The organism is Terriglobia bacterium (genome assembly GCA_020072565.1).
Taxonomy (GTDB): domain Bacteria; phylum Acidobacteriota; class UBA6911; order UBA6911; family UBA6911; genus JAFNAG01.
Genome location: JAIQGI010000018.1, coordinates 22,799 through 47,874 on the forward strand (window position 1 = coordinate 22,799; position 25,076 = coordinate 47,874).

The following is a 25,076-nucleotide window of genomic DNA, read 5'->3' on the forward strand; positions in this document are numbered from 1 at the left end:
GACAGTCGCGACAAGTTATCAAAACTGGAGGTTTCCGCAACCCCAAAATCCCGGCGCCAGGCAGCATTGAGTCACTTGGACGATGAGAGGGCTTTGACTAGGCGGTACATGAATTCCAGCCCGTCGAAAAACTCCTTTACTCCCATCCGCTCATCCTTGCCATGCGCCCGCACATCATCGATATCATCGAATAAGCCGGAGACGCCATAAGTCGGGATTCCCGCCAGGCGGAGTCTCGACCCGTCCGTGGCTCCGGTGGACATGATAGGAACGACGGGTGTACCGTGCCAGAGTTCTTCCGTGATTCGTTCGATCGGTTCCACTACCTCGGGAAGGAGCGGAGAGAGCGGGCCGGGTTTGGGCTTTTGCAGTGGAGTGATCGTGATCTTGTCGTCCGCCAGCACTCTTGTGAGCGTCTGCTGGACATTGGCCGGGGTGTCTTCCGGAAGCAAGCGGCAGTTGACAATCGCGCGCGCCCGCTGCGGCAGAGCATTTTCAGCGTGACCGGCATCCAGTTTCGTAGCCACGCAGGTGGTTCGCATGAAGGCGTTGTAAATGGGTGTCGCCGCCAGGCGCTCGGCGGCCTGCGGATCGGGAGGGATTTTGGCAATCGCCGTCATATCGAGCGCTGTCCGGCCGCTTTCGATTTTGGACATTTTCTGGAAATAAGTCCTGGTAGTTTCGTTCAGCCTTACCGGGAATTCAAACTTGGCGAGACGCGTAAGCCCTTCAGCGAGGTGATAGATCGCGTTATCCTTCTCCGGCAGCGAACTGTGGCCGCCACGGTTCTGCACCTCGAGGCTGAAGCTCAAATAGACCTTCTCGCTTGTCTGCACCTCGTTGAGCATGCGCTTGCCGCTTTTGAGTTCACCGCCGCCGCCGTCGGTATTCAGGCAATAGGCCGCGTCAATCAAGTCGCGGTGATTGTTGAGCAGCCAGTCCACTCCGTTGAATCCGCCTCCTTCCTCGTCGGCCGTGAGGGCAACGATGATGTCGCGGTCCGGCGTTTCACCCTCCTGTTTTAGCCGGATGAGATTGGCAACCAGAACCGCATCCCCCGATTTGATGTCGTTCGTGCCGCGGCCGTAAAAGTATCCGTCACGTTCAATGAACTTGAAGGGGTCGAACGACCAGTCTTCGCGCCGCGCCTCAACCACATCCAGATGTGCCAAAAGCAGAATGGGCTTGCGTGCGCCGGTGCCACGGAGACGAGCGACCAGGTTCTCCTTGCGGGGATTCGGGCCCAGCACCTGGACATCTGCCGGAGCGAATCCCGCAGCCTTAAGCCGCGCCGCCATCGCCTCAGCGGCTTTCGTGGTGCTGCCGACGGAGTCCGTGGTGTTGATCTCGATCAGTTCCTTGAAAATGTCGCGGGCAAGCTGCTTGATCGGGGAGCCTGCGACAGCCTGCTCTTCCTGTGCCGCAGGCTTGGCTTGAACCCCTGAAAGTAGGAGACAGAGCGCAATCAGAGACGTCCCGGTCAGATTCATGTGTTCCTCCCGTCTTGAGTTCTTCCAATCATACCTGCGGTAGCGGAACGAGACTACGAAATAGACAAAGAACATGAAACGGGTTTTTGGGTATTTCGTGGCAGCCCTTTCATACCTGTAGTATCGTATATGAGCGTGTTTCATGGTGAGAGACGACGAAGCCCTGCATTACGGCAATCTGCGTGACGACCCTAAGAGGATGAGCCCAAGGAGGTTCGTAATGATATCGATCAGATCTTTGTGGAACGGCCTGAAGGTCGTGTCCCTTCTTCTGGCTTTCTGCGCTTTGGCCGGACAGGCGATGCAAAAAACCGAGGCCGGGAAGAGCAGCGATACGCCTGTGACCCTTACTTACCAGTTCCCCGAGGGCAAGGCGCTGGCCTACCGGCAATCCGGCACCGAGACTCAAAACCTGGAGATGATGGGTCAATCCATGACGAGCCAAACCCAATCCAGCATCGAGTTCACGGCGAAGCAAAAGGGTTTGAAAGACGGCCAGTTCACCCTGGGCATAACGATCAACGCTCTCAAGATCGACTCATCGAGCCCGCAGGGGGATGTATCTGCGGACACGAGTTCAGTCCTGAGTAAGAGCTTCGACATGATTCTCTCGCGTCTGGGCAAAGAGATCGACACTTCGGGTGCGGCGGCAATTAAGTACGAGTTTGGCTCCACCGGCACGAGGGATCTATCCGGGAGGTTTCAGTCGTTTTTTCCTGACCTGCCCGACCGGCCGGTCAAGACAGGCGACACATGGCCCAGCGAAGATGCGGTTACCCAGAAAGTCGGCAGCGGCGAACTCCGCATCACCACTAAGAATGTGCATACCCTGGACGGATTCGAGACCGTCGATGGATTCGAGTGTGCGCGCATCAAGACTGCTGTCAAGGGCACGCTGACGGGAAACCTGGAGCAGGGCGGCGTCGGATTGTCACTCGATTGCACGATGGAGGGCTCGGAAACCTGGTATTTCGCCATCAAGGAAGGGATGCTCATCAAGTCCGACTCAAAGGGGAGCATCGGGGGCAACCTTGCGCTCGGAGATCCGGTGAATTCAACCATCCCGATTGGGGGCGAAACCCATGAAGAAACGCGCCTGATCCAGAAGTGAGGCTTTCAGGGCAGGGAGACATCGTCCCCCCGGCCGGCAGCGCCGGTCACGAAAGCCTGGCGGCTTTCATTCGACCTCGTGATTCGTCAAAAGCTCCTGCACGCCGACCAAGACCGAACGGTCGTCGCCGGTCAGCGTTTTTCCGCCTCCCAAAGTTTCTTTTGTTCGCATATTCATGAGTAATCCGGGCTAGGGAGCCGGTTTTGCGGTTTTTGAAGTGCGCGACAGGGCCATTCGGACAGGGTCGGCAACAGCGATGGAAAGTCGAGGGAGCCGGCTTTGCGTGCCGGCTCCCTCCTGGGGAAAATAACACTATTTGAACATAGGGTCGGGGAGGATCGTCATTTTCTTGGTCTCAATATCCTTCCCATCCACAGTCAAAGTAACCTTGTAGACACCGTTCTCGATCTGGCCGCCGCCGAAGCCGCCGCGACCGCCGCCACCTCCACCACCGCCACCTCCGCCGCGGCCGCCGCCGGGACCTCCGGGGCCTCCTTGGCCGGCTGTCACCCTATTCAGGCCCCAGAAGATCTTCTGAAGGCCTTTTTTGCTGCTGGGCGTCAGTTCCGCGATGGTTGTGCCTTCCAGGTCTTTGATGGTGACCTTCACGTTCTGGGCGTCCGCCTTCAGGTAGTAGTAAATGTTTGCACCGACGAGTGGATTATCGGCCTTGGCCAATTCGCCCAGAGTATCGCCGCGCTGCTCGTACCGGTTCCAGCGGATCGTGTTTTTGATGTCGAACAGGTGAGAGGCTTCCTGGAAAATCTCAGGCGTGAACTCCTTGATCGGGCCGATGTCGCAGACATAAATGCCGCGCCCATAGGTGCCGATCGCCATCTCCCGATCCCGTTTCTGGATGGCCAGGCTTCGGATGGTAACGTTGGGGGCTGTGTTTGAAAAATTGGTCCAGGTCTTGCCCTGATCAATCGTTACATAGATGCCGAAATCCGTGGCCAGGTAGATGACATTCCGGTTGTCGGGATCTTCCTTGACCTCGAAGATCGGATTGTTCATCCCGCCGGAAATGTCGGTCCAGGTTTCGCCGGAATCATGGGTCACATACAGCCAGGTCTTGTCCTCATTGTGGGTGCGATAGCCGCTGAAGCCGACGTAGCAGGTCTTCTCCTCGAACGCCGAGGGGACCACGGCTTTGACCCAACGGTCATAGGGAATGAGGTCGCCCTTGATCCCCGGCTTGGGCTTGCCGTTCGCGTCATAGAACTTGTTGGTGATGTTGACCCAGGTCACTCCGCCATCGGGAGACATCTGCACGTTGCCGTCGTCGGTGCCGGCCCAGTAAAGGCCAGGCTTCTTCACGGATTCGGCGAATGAGTAGATCGTCGCCCACTGGAGGTTGGTCTTTTTGGAGAGATCGATCTTATCCTTGCTGGCCTTGGTCAGGTCGGGACTGACGGTGACGAACGTCCCTTGATCTCCGTGGCTCAGCGAACGATGCACGTACTGAGAGCAGACGTAAACGATGCCCGGGTTATGCGGGGAAAGTACGATGGGGGCATTCCACTGGAATCGCAGCGGGGCTGCGCCGGCCGCGATCTGCTCCTGTGTGAGACGCGGGGCCAGGTTGCTGGTCTCGCCGGTATTGAGGTTCATCCGGCTCGATCCGCCGAACTGGCTCTCGAAGTAGATCCATTCGGGATTCCACCAGTCGCGAACGGCGTAAAATCCGTCGCCCGTGGGCAGGTAGCGCCAATCGGCTCCGAAGATACCACGGCGATTCCGGGTCTGAGACGGTCCCATCCAGCAGCCGTTGTCCTGAGTCCCGCCCATGACGTTGTAGGGTTGCTCGTTGTCCACGGCCACGTCGAAGAACTGCTGGGCACTGATGGTGCTCTTCTGGCTGAAGTGTTTGCCGCCGTCCCAGGTTTCGCAGAGGCCGCCGTCATTGCCGTCCAGGATATGATTAGGGTTGACCGGGTCGATCCAGATGCCGCGATGGTCGACGTGCGTCGGCATCGGGATGCCCCGATCCCACGTGGTGTTCTGGAAAGTCTTGCCGCCATCGCGGGATATGGTGGCGGTGGTATCACCGCAAATCACCACCTGGTCGTTGGTCTGGTCCACAATGATCCGGCCGTAATAGCCGCCCTCGGTCTGATTGATCTGAGCGCTGCCGCCGGTCTGCTTGTATTCCGTCATCAGCTTCCAGGTTTCGCCCTGGTCGTCCGTTCGATAGATAGCGCCATTCCTCCTGATCGGCTGCAGGGCGGTGAGCGCGTTGGCGTACAGGAGCTCGAGAGCATGGCGGTTGATGATCTGAGCCCGGCCTTTCGCTTCGGTGGAGTCAGGGGCCGCCGGCTCCTTCTTCATGAGCTTGTCGACCTCATTGATGGACTCGATGATGTCGCTGTCTTTCGCGTAAACTTTCCGCGCTGCCTGATCGAACCTGGCGATATCGATGCCGTTCTTCGTCAGGAAGTCCTTGTCCTGAATCATCTCGTTGAGCTTGGTTACCAACTCGGCTTCATTGGCCGCTGAGATCGGGGTGAACTTGGGCGCAAGCTTGGCTATATCCGGATTGATTTTGTAGGACTTGAACTGGTCGAAAGTGTAATTTTCCGGAAAGAGGACGGTCCCGCCGGCCCCACCGCCCCTGCCTCCGCCGCCTCCGCCGCCTCTGCCACCTCCACCCGCGCGGAAGTTTGCGGCGCCATCACGCTCGGTGAAGCCGAGGCTCACGCCCTGGTCGAGCCGGGCGTAGATGATGCTTGGATTCTTCTCAAAAAGAGCCATGCCGGTGCGACCCAATTCGGCGCCTGCGGGCAAACCGCTGCTGAGCTTTTTCCAGGTCTTGCCGCCATCCACAGATTTGTACAAGTCGTTGCCCGGCCACCGGTCCAGGTAGGTCCAGGCCCGGCGGAAGGTCTTGTAAGCCGCGGCGATGATGATATTGGAGTTCCGCGGATCAATGACGAAATCGGCGATGCCCCGGTCTTTCATGGGGCCCATGTTTGTCCAGGTCTTGCCGCCATCGGTGCTCTTGTAGAGGCCGCGCTCGCAGTCCATCTCATTGTCGTAGAGCTTGCCTTCGGCCGCCACGTAAACGATGTCGGGGTTTTTGAAATCAACCTCGACCTTGGGAATGAAATAGCTCTTCTCCAGGCCGATGTGCGTCCACGTCTTGCCTGCGTCGGTCGATTTCCACATCCCGTTGCCATGGGTGCTGGCACGGGCGTGCATCGGCTCACCGGTTCCCAGATAGAGGATGTCCGGGTTGGAAGGCGCGATCGCCATAAAGCCCATGCTCAAGGTCCCGTAATTGTCGAAGATAGGATCAAAGTGGGTGCCGGCGTCCATGGTCTTCCACAGACCACCGCTGGCAGTGAGGACATAGTAGGTTGTGGTTTGTCCTCTGGGCACAGCAAAATTGGTGATGCGTCCTGAGAATGTCTGCGGACCCACCCACCGCCAGGTGAACTGGTTAAAGTCATCGGTAGTGACCGGGCTCTGAGCATTCTGGCCAAAGCTCAGTACGCCCAGAAGGCACACCAATGCCATAAAAAAGGCGAAGTATGACTTCCGCGTAGATTTAAGCACTGCTCCTCCTTTGGATAAAGAAATCAAGCCTTATTCTTCTTTTCAAAGCAGCCCCCCATGCGCCGTGGCGCACCCTGTGACGCATGAAAAGCTCATGTTATCCGGTTTGTGATCGTCGGTATCGGGATCGCAATCGCTATCGGAACTCTTAGCCGGCAAAAGCCGATAGCGACCGCGATAGCGATTGCGATCCCGATACCGGTTGTCTATTTTCAGAACAGCGAAACCAGATTATATCCGTGCTCGCTCTTCGGCAGATATAAAATTCGCACTGCAGGCCGTATTAGATCTTTATTAGCTTTGGCCTTCTCGTCACGGGCATGACGCCGCACTCCGGGAACCTCTCACTGAAATCGCTGCCGTTGTCCATACTATGGTTGTGTCGCGGTATTTCGTCGGCTATCATTTCTGAAAGCCGCGACAGGAAGAGTGCCTGGTCGGCTTCTGAGGAGTCTGATCATGACCCTGACTCGCTTTGTTGCGAAGAACGCGTTTCGAAACAAACGCCGCAGCATATTGACAGTGCTCAGCATCGCGTTTTCCCTGCTGCTGCTGACCTTGATGATGACCATATGGCGGGTCTTCTTCATCGACCAGGGCGACCCTCAATCGGCGCAGCGCCTGATCACGCGCCACAAGGTTTCGCTGGTCTTTTTCCTGCCGGGCTATTATCGCGAAAAGATCCGGGCCCTCCCGGGGGTCAAGCAGGTAGTCAATGAAACCTGGTTCGGCGGACAATACAAGGACGATAGGCCGGAAAACTTTTTTGCTCAGTTTGGCACGGACCCGCAGGAACTGCTGCAGGTATATCCGGAGTTGCAGATTCCGGCGGATCAGGTCGCTGCCTGGCAACGAGACCGGGCCGGCTGCATTGTGGACAGGGATCTGGCGCAGAAATATGGCTGGAAGCCGGGTGACCGCCTGTACATCAAGGGGACCATTTTCCCGGCGAACCTCGAACTCAACATCCGGGGTATATTCAGCGCGCCGCAGCCTACACAATCCATCTACTTCAACAACGTCTATCTCGAGGAAGCCTATCCGGATGTCAAAGGCCACGTGGGCTTCTTTGGTGTCCTGGCGGAGTCGCCGGCGGCAGTCCCGCGCGTGGCCCGGGAGGTTGATGGGGAATTCCGCAATGCTCCGCGTCCGACCAAGACGGAGAGCGAGAAGGCGTTCCAGTTGGATTGGATTGCTATGCTGGGGAACGTCAAGGCGTTCATAATGAGCATCTGCATGGCGGTCGTGTTCGCCACCCTGCTGGTGTCCGCCAACACCATTGCCATGTCGATAAGGGAACGCACTCGCGAGGTGGCGGTGTTAAGAACCCTGGGTTTCACCCGCGCGACGATTCTGGGATTGTTTGTAGGCGAAGCCGCAACTTTGGCTCTGGCAGGCGGATTGCTCGGGGCTTTGGCGGCTTCAGGCCTGATCAGTGCCATGGCCCACTCGCCGCAGGGCAGCCTGTTTCTGACTGGAATGAAGGTCACCACTCCTACGCTGCTGGCGGCACTGCTGGTGGCGGTCGCCGTAGGCTTGGTGAGCGCGTTGTTGCCGGCTTATAATGCCTCGCGCCGAAACATCGTGGCCGGTTTGCGCCACATCGGGTGAGCGGAGGAGAGTCATGGCGATTCCCATTCGCTACAACCTTCGGAATCTTCGGCTACGCAAAGGCGCTACGGTGATGACCGCGCTGGGCATCGCGCTGACCGTCACCATCGCAATTTTCATCATGGCCTTGCTTGCCGGCTTGAACGACGCTTTTCCCACCACAGGCGATCCGCGCAACGTTCTGGTACTTCGCAAGGGATCCGACTCCGAACTGGCTGCGGGAGGCATCCAGCGGGATGCCATGCAGGTCTTCAAGGACTTGCCCGGAATTGCGCGCAACCGCCAGGGCACGCCCCTGGTTTCAGGCGAAGACATCCTGGTCATTGTACTGCCGAGGCGGGACGGCACCGGGGAAGTCAACGTCACGGTCAGGTTCCTGACGCCCCTGGGCATCGAGATGCGTCCCAAGGTGAAGCTGATCGCCGGACGGTGGTTCACGCCCGGGCAGCGGGAAGTCGTGGTGAGCAGCGCGGTCAACAAGAGATTCGCCCGGGCAGGCATCGGCGACGCGATCGGGATCGGCAGTGGGAGCTGGAACGTCGTGGGCATCTCTGATGCCGGCGGGACGGCTCACGAATCCGAGATCTGGGGCGACATTAATCAACTCGCCACCGAGTTTGAGCGCACCGTCTACTCTTCGGTTCTGATTCGCGCGGCCGATCCTGCGGCCGCCGAAGCCCTGAAAAACCGCGTCAATGATGATCAGAGGCTGAAGCTCAACGGCATGCTGGAGCCGGCCTACTACGCCTCGCAGACGCGGTCGGGCGCGCCGATTGCCTTCGTCGGCATGATTGTCGCCGTTATCATGGCGATCGGCTCATGCTTTGCTGCCATGAACACGATGTATGCGGCAGTTGCCTATCGCGGTCGTGAAATTGCCACGCTGCGGATCATGGGATTTTCGCGGCCCAGCATCCTCACTTCGTTTGTCCTGGAATCACTGCTGCTTTCATTGCTGGGGGCACTGGCAGGCATCGTGCTCATGCTGCCGTTCAACGGTATGACCACTGGAACCTCGAACGCGGTCACTTTCAGCGAGGTGGTGTTCGCCTTGCGCATGACCCCGCGGGTGGTCGCAGTGGCGGTCGTTTTTGCCGTAGTGATGGGATTGTTCGGGGGGCTGGCGCCGGCGTGGCATGCGTCACGCCAAAACGTGGTCGCCGCCCTGCGCGACTAAACCTCGAAGTGAGGATTCCTGCAGTGTCAGAGTCTTTGAGTCTTCGCGGTGGTTGTCACCCTGTGCCGCCGCGACGCCAGGACGCTGGACTCTTACTATTGGATGCATATGCCCGGCGACGATAAACACGAACAGCTTCAGAACCTGCGTATCGACCGGTCCCAGCGCAGCGATGCGGGGGCACCGCCTGCGTGGGCGCGTCGCACCATCCTCGGCGGCATAATCGTGGTGGCGCTGCTGGGAATGGCGGCAATGGCCTACCGCTGGCTTGCGCCGGATGTGCTGGAGGTGGAGGTCGTTCGCGCCTCCGCGGAAAACGCCAACCTGCCCGGCGTCGTGCTCAGCGCCAGCGGTTATATCGTGGCTCACCACAAAATCAACGTAAACTCCAAGGTGACAGGCCGTGTCGCCTGGATCGGAGTGGAAAAAGGCGACAAGGTGAAGCAGGGGCAGGTCCTGGTTCGCCTGGAAGACGACGAATTCCGCGCCCAGGTGCAGCAAGCCAAAGGCGCGGTTCAGAACGCAAAGGCCTATCTGCAGGAGTTGGAGAACGGCTCCCGGCCGGAAGAGGTCCTGCAGGCGCGGCACAACCTTGACGAGGCCCGCGCAACTCTGGCCGTTGACAGGATCACGATGGACCGCACCAAAGAGTTGGTGGCGAAAGGAGTCCTGTCCAAACAACTGCTCGACGACACCAGCGCCAAGTTCGAGGCCGATCAGCAACGTGCGAACTCGCTCGAGCAGGCCTACCGTCTCGCGCAGATCGGACCACGCCCGGAAGAAATCGCGCGTGCGAAGGGTTTGCTGCAGCAGACTGAAGGGCAACTGGCCTTTGCGGAGTCGCAACTGGAGGCGACCATCATTCGCGCTCCCGTGAGCGGCACCATCCTCGAGCGCACGGCCGAAAAGGGGGAACTCATAACCGCCCAATTTGCCAGCGCCGCCGAAGGTGGTCCTGTAGGGTCTGTCGTTGCGCTGGCCGATTTGACCGACCTCCAGGTGGAACTTGACATTGCCCAGGACGACTTCTCTAAACTGGGAGCCAAGCAGAAGGGAATCGTCACGACCGATGCCTATCCGGACCGCAAGTATGACGGTGTCATAGCGGAGATCTCGCCGGAAGCAAACCGCCAGAAGGCAACGGTCCAGGTAAAAGTCCAGATTCTCAATCCGGACGAATATCTGCGCCCGGAAATGAACGCTTCGGTCAAGTTTCTGGCTGACGAGGGCAGGAATGCGGGCACGCGACCCTCAGGAGTTCTCGTGCCGAAGGCGGCAGTGCGCGATCGCAACGGCAAGAAGATCGTCCTCATTGCTTATGACGGCAGAACGAAAGCCCGCGAAGTCCGCATCACAGCCACGCGGAGCAACGGCTACCTGGTCGAAGGGCTCACCGGTGGCGAGGATGTAATCACAGTCAGCCCTGCGAAGTTGCAGGATGGCGACAAAATCAAGATCAAGGGGCAAACATGAGCACGGCAACCGCAAAAGTCGATCCGAACTCCGAGGTGGTGAAAGCGCATAACGTCAGCAAGGTGTACAAGCGCGATTCCTTCGAGGTCAGGGCTCTCGACGACGTCTCGATCGAGATTGACTCGGGGGAATTTCTCGCCCTCATGGGGCCCTCCGGGTCGGGCAAGACCACCCTGCTGAACATGATTGCCGGCATCGATCCCCCCACTTCGGGCCAGCTGCTCGTCACGGGCGAAAATGTCTTCGGCTTCAGCGACCGGCAAGCTGCCCGCTGGCGCAACGAGCACGTCGGCTATGTCTTCCAGACTTTCAACCTGATCCCGGTGCTGACCGCATTCGAGAACGTGGAGTTGCCTCTCCTTTTGACCAGGCTCCCGGCGCCGCAACGTCGTGATCACGTCATGACCGCGCTCAAGCTGGTCGGATTGGAGGATCGCGTCAACCATCTTCCCAAGCAGCTTTCCGGCGGACAGGAGCAGCGCGTTGCCATCGCGCGCGCAATCGTTTGCGACCCGACCCTGGTGCTGGCCGACGAACCCACGGGTGACCTCGACAGCCACTCCGCCACGGAGGTATTGGAAATCCTCGCTCTCCTCAATAAAGATTTCCGCAAAACGATTGTCATGGTGACGCACGATCCCCATGCTGCCGCTTTTGCACACGCCATCCGGCACCTGGAAAAGGGCAGCCTGCTCCCCGGCTGAGGCGCAGCCACCTCCCGGGACCCTTTTGCCAAGTGGTTCAAGACACGATATGATTCTCTCTGAGGAATGATCGTGTTCTCAGGGAGGGGTCACCATGAAAAAGACGGCCGGAATCGGGCTCTGGATCCTGACTCTCAGCCTCGTATCGGGAATGTCGCGGGCGCGTGGCGATGCGAATCCCGGATTTGATAAACTCAGGATGCTGGTGGGTGAGTGGGAAGGCAAAGATGCCCAGGAGAAACCGGTTCGCGTATCCTACAAGATGGTATCTGCCGGAACCGCGCTGCTGGAGACTCTGAGCCCGGGTGGCGAATCCGAGATGGTCACGATCTATACCATGGATGGAGATGCGGTGGCGCTCACGCATTACTGCAGCGCAAACAACCAGCCGCGGATGCGCACCGTGCCCAACGCCGGGGATCCAAACGAATTGGATTTTACATTTGTTGGAGCCACCAATCTCGCCGATCCGGGGGTAGGACACATGCATCGGCTGGCAATCACGATCCAGGATGGGGACCACTTCACCCAGGAATGGACGTGGCGCGAGCGGGGCAAGGCAGACACAATCGAGATTTTCCGCTTCACGCGCAAGAAGTAGCTTTTGGTCTTCTGCGCACTCCCAGGATTGCTCTCCCAACCATGCTGTCCGCATTTCCATGACAAGGCTGCTCGGGAGCGAGGCAGCTCACTGTCGCCTTTGAGAATGGGAATGCAGAAACCGGCCCACTAATGATCATCAGATAATGTTGTGACAAACACTCTGAGTCAGATGTGCCGCCCCTTCGGGGCTCAGTTTTTTGTCACTATATTCGCTGTTCCTCCATAGACGCAAGAGAGCTTGCGCGCTCGACGGACTTCTTCGCCAATCGGCTGCAGCAATCACGAGGCCGTGCCGCCCAGCCGTGACGGCGCGAGCGCTGTGTCCTTCTGCAGATAGCGCGTGCCGAGCAGCCAGAGCACGCCGGCGGCAAGAAACATCAAGCCGACCACGAGGAAGGACTTGTTCATGTCCTGGAACCAGTCATTCAGGAACCCGACGATGACGGGTGAGATCACGTCTCCGAGCGCGTGAATAACGAAGATATTGAGCGCAAAAGCCACCCCCCGCATGGATGGATGCGTGACGTTGGCCAGGATGGTATTGCTGGGACCGGTGTTGAAAAACAGGCAAAAGCAGGTCAGAAAAATCAGCGGCCAAATCCACGGATAAGGTGCTCTTAACACCAGGAGGAAGATGGGAAATCCCGCAAGCATTGCGGAGCCGGATACCAGAAAGTAGGAGCCTGGAAAGCGCGCGCGCAACTTGTCCCCGGCGATGCCACCCAGGAGAGTGGCGGCCAGGCCGGCCACCGCCGTGATCCCCCCAAAGATCGTCGTTGTCGTTGAATATGCGGGCGCGCCGGGGCGCTTCGACAGGTAATACGGCATCCAGAAGGCAATGCCGCCGATCGCAAAGGTCATAGCCGCCATGCCGAGCGTGCACAGGATGTAAGAGGGTGTGCGAAACAGAATCAGATAGTCACGCCAGGGAACGGCGGCAGGCTTGGCAGCGGATGCGAGATCCGCCTGCCCACGAGGGGGTTCCCGCATGAAGCAGCTCCACAGCCCGAGCACAATCCCCGGCAACGTGACGAGGAAAAAAGCCCAGCGCCAGCTCTCGGGTTTGAAACCGAAAGCGGCAGCACCCCAGGCACCAATGCCGGAGCCTGCGATCAGGCCGCCGAGAACGTAACCCAGGGCGCTCCCCACGGGGATGGCGACGTAAAACCACGCCAGCACCTGGCCGCGGATTTTCACCGGATACAAATCGGAAATCATCGTCGGAGCCACCGGTCCGTAGGCCGCCTCGCCGATGCCGACACAGCAGCGGGTAATCAGGAGCATCAGGAATGTCGTTGCCAATCCTGAGGCACCACTCGCCAGGCTCCACAGGATCACGCCTATGCCAATCAGTACCCAACGTGGTTTCCGTTCTGCCAGCCGCGCGAACACGGGTGACCCCGCCATGTAAATCAGCATGAAAGCTGTCCCCAACAAGCCGATCAGGGCGTCCTCGGGCTTAAACCCGAGCCGGGTCTGGGACCAACTGAGGATGGCGGTCAACAGATCATTCCTGGTAGCGGCGGCGGTAGCGTTGCCCTGATCGAAGAAGGTTTCCTTGATGGGGCCGACCACGGCAGAAAGGACCTGGCGGTCGATATAGTTGAAGAGGTTTATCAACAACAGCAGCGCGAGCGCCGATCTGGCGCCCGGGAACGGGGTGTCGCGATCAACCGGGGCGGAGGATGCGGAGAATGCGACGGGCTTCATGGGATTTTCCTGTACATGGACAGTTCCTGGAATCTAAAAACAAGCAGGAGCCGGGAATTCATGCTTTGCATCGCCGTACTTGTATCCTTCATCGGTTGTCGCTCCCGGCCCCCTGGACCTAAGACTGCGGTGCCTCCGGAAACTGGACACTCGCCTGATAATATTGGAGAAGACGCCTGTGAATCGAGTCACAAGTTGCATGAGATGACCGGAAAGCGATCCTGGCGCATGAGAGGAGGTTCCTAAAACCACGCCTCAAAAGACGGAAAGCGGCTCCGAATGTCCCGGTGCGGAATATCCGCAATCTAAACCCTCAACGCACAGGGCGCAGAGGCCGCAGCGGATTTCCGCCTCCGCATGACTTTTCTCCGCGATCTCTGCGACCTCTGCGCTGATCTTTTATTTTTCTTGCCTAAACAGCAAGGATCTGTAAGTAAGCAGTACGAATGGCGCATTGGCGAAATTGTGCCACTCGTGGCTGCTTCGTCAATAACCTGGGAAGCCGCAGTCCAGCACTAACTCAACCACGAACGTCCCACGAAGACAACCCGATGGGCGCGCTATTGTGGCGTCCGTCGCTTTTGTGATATGAAGCTTTACCCATGCATTCTATGCCACGGGGCATCCGGCATCGGCCATCGATTCTTGCCTGCTTGAAGGGAGGCGAGCGGGCGACGATCCGCAAAATGCCCGGGACAGATTGACACAAGGAGTCATTAAACCTGAAGTGCGTGGCACGGCATCGCCGCGAGCCCAAAGACCTCAACGCAGGGAACCCGGAGACCACGGAGAAAGGCAGAGGATTCTCGTGGCAGCTGAACAGGTGTAACAGAATTGTCCAAATCGGCCGGAACTACTGAGGGCACAGAATTCATCAAGGCGCTGGGGCTGCGTGATGTCGCCGCCATGACGCTCGTGGGAGTGGTGTCGCTCCGATGGATTTCGCGCGCCGCACGCATGGGAGCGCCGTCGGTGACGCTCTGGTTTTTTGCGTGGATCTCGTTTTTTTTGCCGCTTGCTGCGGCCGTCTGCGAGTTGTCGAGCCGCTATCCGGAGCAGGGCGGGCTCTACGCCTGGGCGCGGCGCGCGTTCGGCCCGGCACACGGATTCGTCTGCGGCTGGTGCCTGTGGGTCAATAACCTCTTCTGGTATCCCTCGCTCCTGCTGTTTGCAGCTGCTAATGCGCTGCTTGTCTTTGGAGGGAGCCTTTCCTGGCTGGCCGACTCGCGCCTCTACTCGGTTGCCTTCGTCATAGTCATGCTCTGGTTTTCGGTCGGCCTGAATATTCTAGGACTGTCGAGGTCGAAATGGCTCCAGAACATCGGCAGCATCGGCATCTGGCTGCCCGCCGGCCTGCTCATTATTTTCGGAGCGATTGCCTTTACATGGTTTGGATCCGCGACTTCCTTCGCGCCACGCGAACTTCTGCCGAGACACGACATATTGACCACGATCAGCTTGTGGTCGGCGATCTGCTTCGCTTTTTCCGGTCTCGAGTTGACCTCTCTTGTGGGGCAGGAGGTGAAGAATCCGAAACGGAACCTGCCGCGCGGCGTGATGATCGCCGGACTGGCTGCGACGCTCATCTATGTGGCAGGTTCGGTGTCGGTGCTTGTGGCAGTGCCGTCGAAGGCGCTGCTGGAACGAAGCGGTATCGCGGATGCCATCGAACTGGCATCCGGACGGATCGGGCTGGGAGGATTTGGCCCGCTGACCGGGGCTCTGCTGGCACTGGGAGCCGTTGCCATGAACAACTCGTGGTTTGCCGGGGCGGCACGCGTACCGTTCGCGGCGGGAGTCGACCGGGCGCTTCCGGCTGTGTTCGCGCGGATTCACCCCCGGTATCGCACGCCCCATGTAGTGCTCGTCTTCCAGGGTCTTGCCGCTTCGCTGATTTTCCTGGTCAGCCTGTTCTTCACCGTGGGCGGCGCCCGGACGTCGATCCAGGAAGCATACGACATCATGGTAAACCTGACGATTCTGATTTACTTTCTCCCCTATCTCTATCTTTTCATTTCACTGGTGCGGTTGCGTGCGCGGGATTCCAGGGAAAATAATGCGGCACAGTATCGCGTGCCCGGCGGGCGGGTGGGATTATGGTTTGTCGCCGGTGCCGGCGGCATCGCGACCGCCGTCTCCCTCGGTCTTGTGTTTGTTCCACCCCCGGGAACGGGGAATGTGCTGAACTACGAGACCAACCTCATCGGCCAGGCTCTGATCATACTTGCCATTGGCTTCATACTGTACCGCAGGAAATCTTCGATACCGGCGGCGCAGGGTAGAATCCCCTGATGCCTCAGCGCCCTGCTTCGAAAATAGACAAATCGGCATCGGAATCGGGATCGCTATCGCAATCGGAACTCTTGGCCGGCAAAAGCCGATAGCGATACCGATACCGACGTTCGCCAACGATAGATGAACGAGTTTTTCATGCGTGTGGGTGCGCCCCGGCACACGAACACTTCCCCTGCGTTGAAGCTTTATGAGGCCGCAAGTTTCATGGCCAGATCGACGGCGTCGACGGCGTCTTCGGCATAACCGTCAGCCCCGATTTCTTCGGCCCACTTGCGGGACACCGGAGCACCTCCTACCATCACTTTCACCTGCCGGCGCAATCCGGCGCCCCCGAGCGCCTCGACCACCTTTTTCTGCATGACCATCGTGGTCGTCAGCAACGAAGAGAGCCCGACGAGTTCAGCGCCGGTCTCCCTGACGGTGCCGACGAATCTATCGACCGGCACATCGACGCCCAGATCGTGCACCTCGAACCCATTCGCAGCCAGCATCGTGGCTACCAGTGATTTGCCGATTTCGTGGATGTCGCCTTGCACAGTTCCGATCACAACGGTGCCGGGGGATTTGAGAGCCTGGCGGCGGGCGCGCAACTCCGGCTCCAGAAGCTGCATCGCCTGCTTCATGCCGTTGGCTGCCACGATCAGATTGGGAAGGAAGTATTCACCGCAAGAAAATTTCTCGCCCACGATCCGCATGCCTGGGACCAGGCTGCGGTCGATGATGGCCAGCGGCTCGATACCCGCTGCGAGTGCCTCTCTGGTTGCCGCCACGGTCAGATCGGGGTCGCCGTCGACGAGGCTTGCGGTGATCTTTGAATAGAGATGATTGGACATAACCAGGCTCCTTGGAGTGCGGCAGCTTGCTGCCGCTTGATGTTTCAACGATCTTCGGTAAGCGGCGGCAGATGTTCCAAACCGAACTTGCGCGCCGCGGCTGTGGTGATGGCCCGAATCTCGGCGCAGAGTTCGGATGAAAACGGCGGCTGCTCGTATTTTGCCACCAGCTGATCGACGCGCTCGGCCGCCCGCTGGCATGCCGATTTCGCGCCTTTTCGTTTCCAGGCGTCGAGCGAGCCGCGGTCGATGGTTTCCGACGGCAGATAGAGTTCCTTGCTGAACCACTTCAAGGTGTGCGTTTGCGCCAGGTAATCGGCCCGGTGCCCGATCTTGCGCATCAGAGTGAGCGCGATCGGGTCTTCGCGTGCATCGATGCCGCCAATGAGCCGTTTCGCCATGCCGATGATTTCGGCGTCAATCACGAGCTTTTCGAAGCTCTGGCAGCTCTCGAAATCCAGCATGCCCGCTCCGGAGACCATGTTCACGCCTGCGAGGGCAGCAAGCATCGTGCCGCCCGCCGATTCCAGTCCGCACTGCGCATCGATGATCTTGGCGTCACTCATCCCGAGGTAGGCGTGGGTCGGGAGCCGGAGCGCCTTGCCGACCTGCGAATAGGCGCAGTCGATCAGCCACGTGCCGACGTCGCCCATCGGTGTCGTGCCTTCGCGCATGTCGAAGGCCGCCGGGGAGCCGCCCCAGACAATGGGCGAGCCGGGCCTGGCAAGCTGGCCGATCGTGACTCCGCTCAGATTCTCGGCGGCATGCTGGATAACCGCGGCCGCCAGTGTCACCGGTGCCGTCGCGCCTGCCAGCGGCATGGATACCAGCTCCGCAGGGATGCTGTTACGTGCGCAATCGATCAGGTTCTGGCAGGTCAGATCGCTCCAGAGCAGCGGAGGCGACGGGCACACATCGAAGACCGCGATCGGTTTTTCGGCCAGCTCAGCCGATCCTCCCGCCACGGCAACCAGCATTTCGCGCATGGTCCACCAGGTGTCCTTGCGAAACGCACCGGTAATGACCGGCTTGCGCATGAAGTTCAGCGCCAGGTAGAGCCGGTAAAGGTCGCCGATCTCGGCTGGAACGTCCCCGCATATCATCGCGGTGCTCTGCGCATCGATCTGCGGCAGCATCTCGACCAGCTTCACGAACTTGACGAAGTCGGCCGTAACCGGCGTGCGCTGTTCCTGGGTGCCGCTGTCGAGAATCGCGAGCGCGGCGGACCCGGGATCGAATTGCACACTGTCACCGCCGTAACGGACTGCGGGCCGGCCGTCGAGGCCGTAAAGGTGGAACTCAGATGGCGCCGTCTGGAGCGCCTTCCGCACCATCGGCTCCGGAATATAAGCTACTCCGTTTGCCCGGTCGATCGTGGCGCCAGCCTCGGCCAGGAGTGCGAGCGCTTCTTCGTTGTGCACGCGCACGCCCGGATCTCGAAGCAGCTCCATCGCCTCGGTGATGATCTGGTCGACCATGGTATCGCTGAGGATCGTGAGCTTCGGTCGCATCGTGAGCCTCCTATTGGCGTGACCGCGACCGTACCATGACTCCCGGCTGCTGTCAACGCAGGGAAACAACTCGAAAGGTGGCATCATTTAAAAGAACAATCCGTGCGATGCGACGTAACTCTCAGGTGTCGGCGTCGTATCTTCTAAATGAGTCCTTGGAGTGGATCCGTTGGGATCCCCCAGGAAGGAGGGGAAATGAAACGGAGCTTGATCCTGCTTGCGAGCCTCACGTTATTTTTAGGGGCTTTTGCCGAGGCCGCTGAGAAGGCCCAGAAGAAAGTCAACTTCAGCGGGACCTGGATTTTTGAGAAGAACAAAGTCGAGCAGGCCCCCGGCGCGCAAAGGGGAGGTGCAGGAGGCATGGGACGAGGCGGCGGTCGTGGAGGAAGAACTGGCGGCCAGATCCCTGGCGGAAGGTATCCGGGTGGCGGGCGCACCGGCGGCGGCCGCGGCGGCAACGACCCAGGCAGCGCCGCCCGGCTGACGGATTCCGCACTGATCATCAGCCAGACGGACACCGAACTGAAGGTCACTCATAAAGTCAATAATCCCAGCGGGCCTCAGCAGGAGTTGGTACAGGTCTTCAAGCTCGACGGGAGCGAGAGCGTGAATCGGGTGCTTCCTGCAGGCGGGGAACTCAGATCGAGAACATCGTGGAACAAGGACAAACTCGTGACTCTGGGAACCCAGCAGCCGTCCAGCTCAAGTGACGACGCCGCGCGTCTTGACATCGTGATCAAACAGGAGTTTTCACTGTCGAAGGACGGGAAGATCCTGACACTCAAGACCAGCCGAAGCATGGCGAGAGGACAAATCACGACCACTGAAACCTTCACCCGGCAAACCGACACCCAAAAGTGACCACGAAGTGCACAAAGGGCACGAAAGAGTTTTCGTGAATTTCGTGGTTGTCGGGCGCTTAGCACGGATCATTCATGAATATGTGATCAAAAGAAATTTTCGGACGCGGAAAAACGCCGACAGACGCTGACCGTTCGGTCCTGGTCGGCGTGCAAAAGCTCCTGCCTGCGTTTAGCCGCGTCCAATTTTGTTGCCTTTCACCGGCGTTTGGTTCTGCTTCACGGATAATTCGGGTTAGAGGGAGCGCAGGGAGAGTTGGCCGTACTTCAGTTCGTCGTGCACGATGACGTTGCTGTGGAACTTGATTTCGGCGGCGAAATGCGAACGGAAAGCCTTCATGAAGTGGTAGAACTCTTCGTTGGATTCCGTCAAGAGCTCGAACTCGAAGTCATAGGCGCCGATCGTCTTAACCAGAAAGATCACGCTCTCCTGCCTTCTCAGGTATGCCGCGATGCGACCGATTCTCTCTTTGGCGGGAGTATTCAGCTTCAACAGCACCTTGCGATACGTCAGCCCCAGGCGTTTGTGGTCGATTTTCAATCCGAAGCCGATAATGACACCGCTTTCCAGCAGTTCCTGCAGGCGTTTCCTGGCTACCGCGACCGAAATTCCAAGCTTTTTGGCGAGGTCAGCCAATGAGATGCGCCCGTTGTGATTGGTTTCGTAGAGGATTCGCTTCTCCTGTTCATCCAGGATCCGGTGTTCGTATGTTCCTCCGAAGACCAGGCCGCGGGCGGCACGTGCGTCCGGGTTCAGAAATCGGAGGGGGAGGTATTCCACGCGCGTGCCTATGGAGAAGTACTTTTCCTGGAAATATCTGCCGAAGCGCGCCAGGATTTCATCGTAGATCTCCTCGAATGCCATGATGTTGTCCGCCCAGACCACAAACTCCAGATCGAAGTCGCCGTCCAGCAGCGTCAGCCAGGAGATCTCGGGACACCGGCTCAGCTCCCTGACCAGCCCGGCCTCAGTCTGGCCGTCGAGCTGGTGATACTTGACGAAAACCCTGAAATGGGCTTTGCCCAGGCGGTAGACGTCCGGAATGGCGTGATAGCCGCGAATGATGTTCATTTTTTCGAGCTGCTTGATGCGATAGCTCACCACCTGTTTCGAAAGGTGTACATTTCGGGCCAGTGCGGTCAGATTCTGTCGGGCATCCAGCCCCAGTTCGGCCAGGATAGCCTTGTCTTTGGAGGCCAGGTCAAGCATCGATCGCGGCACTCCGTGTGCGCGGGCAAGCCGGTTCTGCCGGAGGCGAACATTGTTTTCATGGGGATCTTTTTTTGACATGATTGCTAAATATTTGCCTTTATAAATAGTTTGTCAAGAAATATGAAACAGAATTTTTACAAATGGTTGACCGAGTCGGCATTCTTATGGTAATTTAGGGTGCCTGCCATGGGCGGTACACGATCATCGCGTTCGTGCAAGGAGTCGACATGGAGATTGGCCGTATCAGCGAACACCCCATCCTGCCGGTCGAACAGAGGCCCGACGTCCTCTTCTACTGGAATAAAAGCCCGCTGACGGCCAAGCCGAACGAGATGATCTCCTCGGCGCTGATCGCCAATGGAATCAAGGTGTTCGGGCGTCATCACCGCGACGGCACGGCCCAAGGCATTTTCTGCGCCAACGGCCAGTGCTCCAAGTGCACCGTGATGGCGAACGGGATCCCGGTAAAGTCGTGCATGACTGCCGTCAGGGAAAACATGATTGTCGAGACCGTGGACGGTCTCCCCGAATTGCCGCCGGCCGCCGAAGTGCCCGGTCTGAAGGATATCGAGCAGATCCGGACCGATGTCCTGGTCATCGGAGGCGGCCCGGCCGGAACATCCGCGGCGATAGAGCTCGGGCAGAGAGGCATCAGGACGCTGATCGTCGACGACAAGAATGAACTGGGCGGCAAACTGGTGCTGCAGACCCATAAGTTTTTCGGATCGGTAGAGGACTCCCACGCCGGCACCCGCGGCAGCCGGATCGGCCGGATGCTCGCCGAGACCGCCGGCAGCGATCCTCACATCACCGTCTGGCTCAACAGCACGGCAATTTTTATTTTTAAAGACAAGAAGGTCGGAATTCTCAAAGACGGCAGCTACAAGCTGGTCACGCCCAGGATCATTCTCAATGCCGCCGGCGCCCGCGAAAAGTTCCTGAGTTTTTCCGGCAACAGCCTGGTCGGGATCTATGGCGCCGGTGCCTTCCAGACGCTTGCCAATCGCGATCTGGTGCGGCCGTCCGAGAAGCTTTTCATCCTGGGCGGTGGCAACGTGGGCCTGATCGCAGGCTACCACGCCCTCCAGGCGGGGATCGGCGTGGTGGGACTCGCCGAAGTCCTGCCGCAGTGCGGAGGCTACAAGGTGCATGCCGACAAGCTGAAGAGGCTCGGTGTGCCCATCTACACCTCCCACACCATTCAAGCGGCGAACGGCCGGGAGAGAGTCGAGTCGGTGACGATCGTCGAGGTCGACAGTGATTTCCATCCGGTTCGCGGCACCGAAAAAACGTTTGCCTGCGACACGATCCTGATTGCGGTCGGATTGAATCCAATTGATGAATTCACCCAGGAAGCCCGCAGCGCCGGCATTCCGGTTTATGGGGCAGGCGACGCCCTCGAAATCGCCGAGGCTTCCTCGGCCATGTTCAACGGCAGGATTGCCGGTCTGACGATCGCCCGGGAACTGGGGGCGAATGCGGCCGGGATCCCGGAGAGCTGGCATGCCAAGGCGGAAGTTCTCAAGTCGCATCCCGGGCCGATCCATGAACAGAAGATTCCCGAAAGGGAAACCGGCGTGATGCCCATGCTTCACTGCCTGCAGGAAATACCATGCAATCCCTGCACCACCGTCTGCCCGACAGAATCGATCTGCATCGAAGGGGACCCTCTGATGGGGCTCCCGATCTACACAGGCGGCGAAGGCGGATGTAGCGGCTGTCTCAAATGCGTCACGATCTGTCCGGGGCTGGCGATCACCCTGCTGGATTACCGCAGGGACCAGGAGTTTCCAGAGGTCACGGTGCCGTACGAGGTCTCCAACTTCGTGGTTAGGAAAGGTGACAGAGTCAAAGCGGTCGACATCAACGGTGATTTTCTCGGCGAAATGGAAGTCAGCGCAGTTCTGAACAACAAAAAGAGCAGGACCCAGCTCGTCAAAATCCGGGTGCCGAGACCGCTGGCCAGGAAAGCCGTCTCTTTCCGCATCCAGGACGAGGCGCTGACCACGCCTCTGCCGGCAGGGCTTCGTGCTGAGGAGGACGGGGATGGTGCCAAGCTTTGCCTGTGTGAACGCGTCACCGTCGGTGAAGTCCGTGACCTGGTGAGAATGGGAATCACCGATATCAACCAGATCAAAGCCGTGACGCGCGCCGGCATGGGAGCCTGCGGCAGCAAAACCTGCGAGGCCATCATCAAGACTGTTTTACGGCAAGAGGGTATTCCCATGGAACGCGTGACGGGGAATACCAGACGGCCCGTCTTTGTGGAAGTGCCGTTCGGCATTCTGGCCGGTGTGGATGAGGGAGAGCGCAATGGCTGAGAGCTATGATGTGATCGTCATTGGGGCAGGTTCCGTCGGCATCCCCGCGGCGATGGCTCTCGCCGGGAAAAGACTGTCGACGCTGGTGCTCGAACCGTGTCCGTCAACGGGGCAGGGAAACAACAAAAAGGCGATCGGCGGCATCCGTGCCACGCACTCCGATTTCGCAAAAATCCGGATCTGCCTCCGCAGCATCGAGATTTTTGCGAATTGGGAGGAGCTTCACGGCCGCCATATCGGATGGCTTCGCAACGGCTACAGTTACCCGGCCTACACCGTAGAGGACGAGAAGAAGCTCAAGGAGCTGATGGAAATCCAGCATTCCCACGGTCTGGACATCCGCTGGGTTTCACCCGGGGAATACAACGAACTGGTGCCGGGCATCAACATGGACGGCCTGCGCGGAGCCACCTATTCCCCCGGAGATGGCAGCGCCTCTCCCCTGATGGCAGTAAATGCCTTCTACTTTAAAAGCCTGGAATGCGGCGCCCGATACCGTTTCAACGAAAAGGTGACGGCCATTCACTCCAGGAACGGGAACGGTTTCGAAGTGATCACCGACAAGGGCGCCTATAGCAGCGCCACCGTTGTGAATGCTGCCGGCAATGAAGGTGCCGAAATTGCTTCCCTCGTTGGACAGGAGTACCTGATCCGGCCCGACTGCCATGAAGCGGCGATCAGTGAACCGGTGCGGCGGTTTTTCGGACCCATGGTTGTAGACATGCGTCCGTCGATGGACTCGAAGAATTATTACTTCTACCAGAACTTCGAAGGCCAAGTGGTGTTCTGCATAACCCCGGATCCTGCGATCTACGGTGCGGACAGCGATTCAACGTCTGAGTTTTTCCCCATGGTGGCCAAGCGGATGGTCAGTCTGTATCCGCGCCTGGCCAACCTGAAGGTGCGCCGGGCCTGGCGCGGCCAGTATCCCAACACGCCCGATGGTTTCCCCATCGTCGGCAGCAGCAGGGAGCTGCCTGGCTTTATCCACGCCATCGGCATGTGCGGCCAGGGCTTCATGCTCGGACCCGGGCTTGGTGAACTGATTGCGCGTATGGTGGCAGGAGAGGTCGACGATGATGACCGGCGCATTCTGAAGAGTTTTGATCCCTATCGGGATTTCTCGGGAATGGAGGCATTGAAATAGATAAATACAGGATTCATATCGCGGGACCACTAGTCGTGCGCATAAACTTGTGGCGCCCTCTATAAAATTCATACCCAATCTGATGGAATATAATTAATATCAACGAACAGTTAATGCCAGTTGACATTCAGACCTCCGGTGGTGGACCTTCTTGATGACAGGGATCTGAGAGGTGATCTCTAGGCGAGGAGAGGTGAGCCATGGCAAGAGTAATGGCAGTGAGCACTGTCGCGGGAAGACGGGTTGTGTCGACGGGCACGCGCTGGGAACCGATAGTCGGGTACAGCAGGGCTGTCCGGGCGGGAAATTGGATCGCAGTCACAGGCACGATCGGTTTGAGGCCTGACGGCACCTGCCCGCCGGCCGCCTCGGAACAGATGCGCCTGGCGCTGGGGATCGTGTGCGCGGCGATAGAAGCGTTGGGTGGCAGCCGGACCGACATCATCCGCACCCGGATCTATATCACCGATATCCAACTCTGGGAAGAGGTTGGCCGTGTCCATGCCGAGAAGCTCGGTGATGTCAGGCCGGCCACGACAATGGTTGAGGTTTCGGCACTCGCGGATCCTGCCGCAATCGTGGAACTCGAAGCGGATGCCGTCGTCGCTTCTTGATGGAATCTGCGCAGAAATGAAAGTCGCCATTCCCAAGGAAACATGGCCCGGCGAACGTCGCGTGGCTCTGGTTCCGGGCTCCTGCAAGAAGTTGATCCAGGCAGGCATGGAGGTTTGGGTCGAGATCGGGGCGGGACTTGAAGCGTATTTCCCCGATGCAGCCTTTAAGGAAGCAGGTGCCATTTTGATGCCGGATGCCGGCACTCTGTTAGCCGGCGCCGATATGATATTGAAAGTCCATCCGCCGGGAATGAATACGGCCGCCGGCCGTCCTGAAGTCGATTTGATGAGAAACGGCGCCGTGCTGGTCACGACGCTCGTTCCCGCGCGAAATCTCGAGGCCGTCCGTGCTCTGGCGGCCAGGAAGATCACAGCCTTTGCCACCGCTGGAAAAACCATGCGTTCCAGCTCGATTGGAGCGATGCAATTCTGAGTGGCGCCGTAATCACCCACGATGGGGAAGTGCGCCACGGCCCGACGCGGGAGGCGCTGCTGAAGATCGGCAGCTGACGCCATGCGATCAGCAAGGGTGGATGCCCTCATCGTCTCCGACACCGCAGTGATTCCCATCGACTGCTCACGCTTTGCCCTGCCTGGTACGAATCAGTTACTCAAGACCATCGCCGCCATCAATCGGTTCCCAGCATCGCAAGTCGCCACCGTGGCACCACATGCCAACGTGGCGTCACCTGCCGACGTGGAACGATATGTGGTATAATTATGGCATTTTAATAAAGTGTTTGCTCAAGCGGCCATTTTGTTCTCGGGTTGCGGTCATTCAGTATGCGCGCTCATTTTTCCGATGCCAGGTGCTCGCAAAGGCCATCTTTGCTTGCCCCACGGGATCG

Annotated in this window: 19 protein-coding genes; 13 read left to right on the forward strand and 6 right to left on the reverse strand. The window is 58.8% G+C overall.

Annotated elements, in window-relative coordinates:
• Positions 1-71 precede the first annotated feature (71 nt).
• Positions 72-1,490: a M20/M25/M40 family metallo-hydrolase gene (locus LAP85_12265; GenBank protein ID MBZ5497170.1), complete on the reverse strand. Its 1,419-nt coding sequence runs from the start codon at positions 1,488-1,490 to the stop codon at positions 72-74.
• Positions 1,491-1,710: 220 nt separating this feature from the next.
• On the opposite strand from LAP85_12265, the gene LAP85_12270 reads away from it, so the two are divergent.
• Positions 1,711-2,601 carry a hypothetical protein gene (locus LAP85_12270; GenBank protein MBZ5497171.1) on the forward strand — a complete coding sequence of 297 codons (891 nt, stop codon included), beginning with the start codon at positions 1,711-1,713 and terminating at the stop codon, positions 2,599-2,601.
• A 312-nt stretch (positions 2,602-2,913) separates the two neighbouring features.
• On the opposite strand, the gene LAP85_12275 is transcribed toward LAP85_12270, so the two are convergent.
• On the reverse strand, positions 2,914-6,156 hold the full coding sequence (locus tag LAP85_12275; GenBank protein MBZ5497172.1) for a hypothetical protein: 3,243 nt from the start codon (positions 6,154-6,156) through the stop codon (positions 2,914-2,916).
• A 459-nt stretch (positions 6,157-6,615) separates the two neighbouring features.
• Between LAP85_12275 and LAP85_12280 the strand changes: the two genes are divergently transcribed.
• The 5 genes from LAP85_12280 to LAP85_12300 all read left to right on the forward strand — a co-directional run bounded on the left by LAP85_12280 (position 6,616) and on the right by LAP85_12300 (position 11,722).
• Positions 6,616-7,767, forward strand: a complete 1,152-nt coding sequence (locus LAP85_12280) for an FtsX-like permease family protein (protein ID MBZ5497173.1) — start codon at positions 6,616-6,618, stop codon at positions 7,765-7,767.
• Positions 7,768-7,780: 13 nt separating this feature from the next.
• Positions 7,781-8,944, forward strand: a complete 1,164-nt coding sequence (locus LAP85_12285; GenBank protein MBZ5497174.1) for an ABC transporter permease — start codon at positions 7,781-7,783, stop codon at positions 8,942-8,944.
• A gap of 108 nt (positions 8,945-9,052) precedes the next feature.
• Positions 9,053-10,417 (forward strand): efflux RND transporter periplasmic adaptor subunit, encoded by a 1,365-nt coding sequence (locus LAP85_12290; protein ID MBZ5497175.1) that lies wholly within the window; start codon positions 9,053-9,055, stop codon positions 10,415-10,417.
• Complete coding sequence (locus LAP85_12295; protein MBZ5497176.1) at positions 10,414-11,121, forward strand: ABC transporter ATP-binding protein; 708 nt, start codon at positions 10,414-10,416, stop codon at positions 11,119-11,121. The genes LAP85_12290 and LAP85_12295 overlap by 4 nt, the downstream gene beginning before the upstream one ends.
• 94 nt (positions 11,122-11,215) lie before the next feature.
• Positions 11,216-11,722 carry a hypothetical protein gene (locus tag LAP85_12300; protein ID MBZ5497177.1) on the forward strand — a complete coding sequence of 169 codons (507 nt, stop codon included), beginning with the start codon at positions 11,216-11,218 and terminating at the stop codon, positions 11,720-11,722.
• Between the two features lie 281 nt (positions 11,723-12,003).
• On the opposite strand, the gene LAP85_12305 is transcribed toward LAP85_12300, so the two are convergent.
• Entirely contained in the window at positions 12,004-13,434 is a 1,431-nt protein-coding gene (locus LAP85_12305) for an MFS transporter (protein ID MBZ5497178.1), read from the reverse strand.
• A gap of 834 nt (positions 13,435-14,268) precedes the next feature.
• On the opposite strand from LAP85_12305, the gene LAP85_12310 reads away from it, so the two are divergent.
• Entirely contained in the window at positions 14,269-15,726 is a 1,458-nt protein-coding gene (locus LAP85_12310; GenBank protein MBZ5497179.1) for an APC family permease, read from the forward strand.
• A 188-nt stretch (positions 15,727-15,914) separates the two neighbouring features.
• Here the strand turns inward: LAP85_12310 and LAP85_12315 are convergent, their stop codons facing one another.
• Positions 15,915-16,562: a corrinoid protein gene (locus LAP85_12315; protein MBZ5497180.1), complete on the reverse strand. Its 648-nt coding sequence runs from the start codon at positions 16,560-16,562 to the stop codon at positions 15,915-15,917.
• A gap of 44 nt (positions 16,563-16,606) precedes the next feature.
• Positions 16,607-18,073 (reverse strand): trimethylamine methyltransferase family protein, encoded by a 1,467-nt coding sequence (locus LAP85_12320; protein MBZ5497181.1) that lies wholly within the window; start codon positions 18,071-18,073, stop codon positions 16,607-16,609.
• A 195-nt stretch (positions 18,074-18,268) separates the two neighbouring features.
• Between LAP85_12320 and LAP85_12325 the strand changes: the two genes are divergently transcribed.
• Positions 18,269-18,934 (forward strand): hypothetical protein, encoded by a 666-nt coding sequence (locus LAP85_12325; protein ID MBZ5497182.1) that lies wholly within the window; start codon positions 18,269-18,271, stop codon positions 18,932-18,934.
• A gap of 234 nt (positions 18,935-19,168) precedes the next feature.
• Here LAP85_12325 and LAP85_12330 read toward each other — a convergent pair whose 3' ends face one another.
• Entirely contained in the window at positions 19,169-20,143 is a 975-nt protein-coding gene (locus LAP85_12330) for an Lrp/AsnC family transcriptional regulator (GenBank protein MBZ5497183.1), read from the reverse strand.
• A gap of 230 nt (positions 20,144-20,373) precedes the next feature.
• Between LAP85_12330 and LAP85_12335 the strand changes: the two genes are divergently transcribed.
• From LAP85_12335 to LAP85_12355, 5 genes are all read left to right on the forward strand, one after another.
• On the forward strand, positions 20,374-22,467 hold the full coding sequence (locus tag LAP85_12335; protein ID MBZ5497184.1) for an FAD-dependent oxidoreductase: 2,094 nt from the start codon (positions 20,374-20,376) through the stop codon (positions 22,465-22,467).
• Positions 22,460-23,614, forward strand: a complete 1,155-nt coding sequence (locus LAP85_12340; GenBank protein MBZ5497185.1) for an FAD-binding oxidoreductase — start codon at positions 22,460-22,462, stop codon at positions 23,612-23,614. Before LAP85_12335 ends, LAP85_12340 begins: the two co-directional genes overlap by 8 nt.
• Positions 23,615-23,826: 212 nt before the next feature.
• Positions 23,827-24,228 carry a RidA family protein gene (locus LAP85_12345; GenBank protein MBZ5497186.1) on the forward strand — a complete coding sequence of 134 codons (402 nt, stop codon included), beginning with the start codon at positions 23,827-23,829 and terminating at the stop codon, positions 24,226-24,228.
• Positions 24,229-24,244: 16 nt separating this feature from the next.
• On the forward strand, positions 24,245-24,661 hold the full coding sequence (locus tag LAP85_12350) for a hypothetical protein (protein ID MBZ5497187.1): 417 nt from the start codon (positions 24,245-24,247) through the stop codon (positions 24,659-24,661).
• A gap of 81 nt (positions 24,662-24,742) precedes the next feature.
• Complete coding sequence (locus tag LAP85_12355) at positions 24,743-24,946, forward strand: AAA family ATPase (GenBank protein ID MBZ5497188.1); 204 nt, start codon at positions 24,743-24,745, stop codon at positions 24,944-24,946.
• Positions 24,947-25,076 lie beyond the last annotated feature (130 nt).

Coding starts and splice junctions, on each gene's coding strand:
- LAP85_12265 (MBZ5497170.1), bottom strand. CDS start 1,490: ATGAATCTGACCGGGACGTCTCTGATTGCGCTCTGTCTCCTACTTTCA.
- LAP85_12270 (MBZ5497171.1), top strand. CDS start 1,711: ATGATATCGATCAGATCTTTGTGGAACGGCCTGAAGGTCGTGTCCCTT.
- LAP85_12280 (MBZ5497173.1), top strand. CDS start 6,616: ATGACCCTGACTCGCTTTGTTGCGAAGAACGCGTTTCGAAACAAACGC.
- LAP85_12285 (MBZ5497174.1), top strand. CDS start 7,781: ATGGCGATTCCCATTCGCTACAACCTTCGGAATCTTCGGCTACGCAAA.
- LAP85_12290 (MBZ5497175.1), top strand. CDS start 9,053: ATGCCCGGCGACGATAAACACGAACAGCTTCAGAACCTGCGTATCGAC.
- LAP85_12295 (MBZ5497176.1), top strand. CDS start 10,414: ATGAGCACGGCAACCGCAAAAGTCGATCCGAACTCCGAGGTGGTGAAA.
- LAP85_12300 (MBZ5497177.1), top strand. CDS start 11,216: ATGAAAAAGACGGCCGGAATCGGGCTCTGGATCCTGACTCTCAGCCTC.
- LAP85_12305 (MBZ5497178.1), bottom strand. CDS start 13,434: ATGAAGCCCGTCGCATTCTCCGCATCCTCCGCCCCGGTTGATCGCGAC.
- LAP85_12315 (MBZ5497180.1), bottom strand. CDS start 16,562: ATGTCCAATCATCTCTATTCAAAGATCACCGCAAGCCTCGTCGACGGC.
- LAP85_12320 (MBZ5497181.1), bottom strand. CDS start 18,073: ATGCGACCGAAGCTCACGATCCTCAGCGATACCATGGTCGACCAGATC.
- LAP85_12325 (MBZ5497182.1), top strand. CDS start 18,269: ATGAAACGGAGCTTGATCCTGCTTGCGAGCCTCACGTTATTTTTAGGG.
- LAP85_12330 (MBZ5497183.1), bottom strand. CDS start 20,143: ATGCTTGACCTGGCCTCCAAAGACAAGGCTATCCTGGCCGAACTGGGG.
- LAP85_12335 (MBZ5497184.1), top strand. CDS start 20,374: ATGGAGATTGGCCGTATCAGCGAACACCCCATCCTGCCGGTCGAACAG.
- LAP85_12340 (MBZ5497185.1), top strand. CDS start 22,460: ATGGCTGAGAGCTATGATGTGATCGTCATTGGGGCAGGTTCCGTCGGC.
- LAP85_12345 (MBZ5497186.1), top strand. CDS start 23,827: ATGGCAGTGAGCACTGTCGCGGGAAGACGGGTTGTGTCGACGGGCACG.
- LAP85_12350 (MBZ5497187.1), top strand. CDS start 24,245: ATGAAAGTCGCCATTCCCAAGGAAACATGGCCCGGCGAACGTCGCGTG.
- LAP85_12355 (MBZ5497188.1), top strand. CDS start 24,743: ATGCGATCAGCAAGGGTGGATGCCCTCATCGTCTCCGACACCGCAGTG.